General features: G+C 67.2%; 2 protein-coding genes. One reads left to right on the top strand and one right to left on the bottom strand.

Annotation, left to right across the window (positions count from 1 at the left end; genetic code table 11):
- Positions 1-104: 104 nt before the first annotated feature.
- On the top strand, positions 105-689 hold the full coding sequence (locus tag ACFU6I_RS48570) for a hypothetical protein (protein WP_384380988.1): 585 nt from the start codon (positions 105-107) through the stop codon (positions 687-689).
- Here the strand turns inward: ACFU6I_RS48570 and ACFU6I_RS48565 are convergent.
- A complete protein-coding gene (locus ACFU6I_RS48565; protein WP_384380985.1) occupies positions 607-1,437 on the bottom strand; it encodes an IS5 family transposase in 831 nt (276 codons plus the stop codon). The two genes, ACFU6I_RS48570 and ACFU6I_RS48565, sit on opposite strands and share 83 nt — an antisense overlap.
- Positions 1,438-1,714 lie beyond the last annotated feature (277 nt).

Below are 1,714 nucleotides of genomic sequence, written 5' to 3'. Positions count from 1 at the left end.
TGAGTGCGTTGTGGCAAAGGGAGTCCCTGTTCGATGAGCAGGGGCTTCTTCGTGTGCGGGGCGTGATCGTGGAGGGGTAGGGGCAGGCAGGAGACGGCTTGTTGATGATCGAGGAGGGTGCGATGCCGTCGGTGCTGGGTTTGATGGAACGGCGTGAGGCGCGGGCGAGGCGGGAGCTGGAGTCCTGGACGGAGGTCCTGGAGCAGGCTCAGGTGGAGGTGAATGCCGCGCGGGAGCGAGTCGAGCGAGCCCGCGTAGGGCGTGAGGAACTCGTGTTGGTGCTGGCTGAGGAGAGCGCGGTGAATACGACGGTTTCTGTGCCGTCTGGTGGTGAGGTGACTGCCGCTGGGGGATCGGGCGGCTCCGGCGCGGGGTATGCCGAGCGGCCGCCGGTGTGGCGGTCGGGCGTGGGTGAGGAGGTGCTCAGTGGCGTGTATCGGGAGGTGTTCGCCGCGGTGGTGGCCGCGTCGGGGCCGGTGAGCGGGGTGGAGTTGACGCGCATGGTGGGCCGGGATGCGGGGATCAAGAACGAGGTGGAGAAGATCCGTCACCGTGCCTACGCGCTGGAGAAGCGGGGCTGGCTGGTGCGGGAGAAGGACGGACGGTTCACGCTCGTGTCCGGGGCCGTCGGTCGGGACGCTTCTCCGGCCAGCGCGGGGCATCGCCGGCCATCTGGCGCGACAGCCTGATCGTGGCTGCCCACCACACCATCTGCTGGTGGTGATCGGGGCGGCGTTCGTGGTCGCGGTTGAGGCGGCGTGAGCGGGAGAGCCAGCTCAGCGTTCGCTCCACCACCCACCTGCGGGCCAGTACGACAAATCCGCGTTGTCCGTCGGATCGGCGCACGACCTCGATCCGGACTCCGTTGCGAGCGAACGCCTTCGCCAGCGCCGGACCCTGGTAGGCACTATCGACCCACACCAGTTTCAGCAGCCGGCCCGGCTCGTCCATGAATTCCTCCAGCAGCGCGGGAGCGGCCTTGGAGTCATGCACATCAGCCGTGGTCACGGTGACCTCCAGGAGCAGGCCCTCGGTGTCGGTCAGGATGTGACGCTTGCGCCCGTCACGTGATTTACCGCCGTCGTATCCCCGACTGTCCTCACCGACGGTCTCGGAGGCGTCCACCGACTGACTGTCGATGATCCCCGCACTGGGCTCGGCGTTGCGGCCTGAACGCTCCCTCGCCGCGCGGCGCAGGCGTTCATGCAGCTCACGCACGTAATCGTAGGACCGCCAGCGGCGGAAGAAGTCGTACACCGCCCGCCAGTACGGGAAATCGACCGGCAAAGCCATCCACTTCACGCCGTTGTCGACGAGGTAGCGCACCGCGTCAAGCATCTCGCGGTGGCAGTACGCCTCCGGACGCCCGCCCCGCTTCAGGAGCCACGCCGGCACCGGCATCGCGGCTCGGACCTGGGCCCACTCCGCATCCGTCATGTCACTGGGATAGCAGCCTGCCCGCCGCCCGGGAGCGATCGAACCGAACCGGTGCACGTAACAGTCACACCCAGGGGTGAGTGCGGTGGACGCAGGCACAGAGATACTGCTCAACTGATCTGGCAACGGGCTTCCTTGGTCGTGCTGGGTGTCGTAACCGCTTCACTACCAAGGGGCCCGTTCTTTCATGCCCGCGGCCGCATCCGAACCTCCATCCAGATGGTCACCCCGCTGCCGCACACCTCGAACGAGATCCGGTTTGCCACAACGCACTGAG

The sequence above is a fragment of the Streptomyces sp. NPDC057486 genome (assembly GCF_042802415.1).
In the GTDB taxonomy this organism is placed as follows: domain Bacteria; phylum Actinomycetota; class Actinomycetes; order Streptomycetales; family Streptomycetaceae; genus Streptomyces; species Streptomyces yanii.
This window is presented reverse-complemented; position numbering and strand designations above follow the sequence as displayed.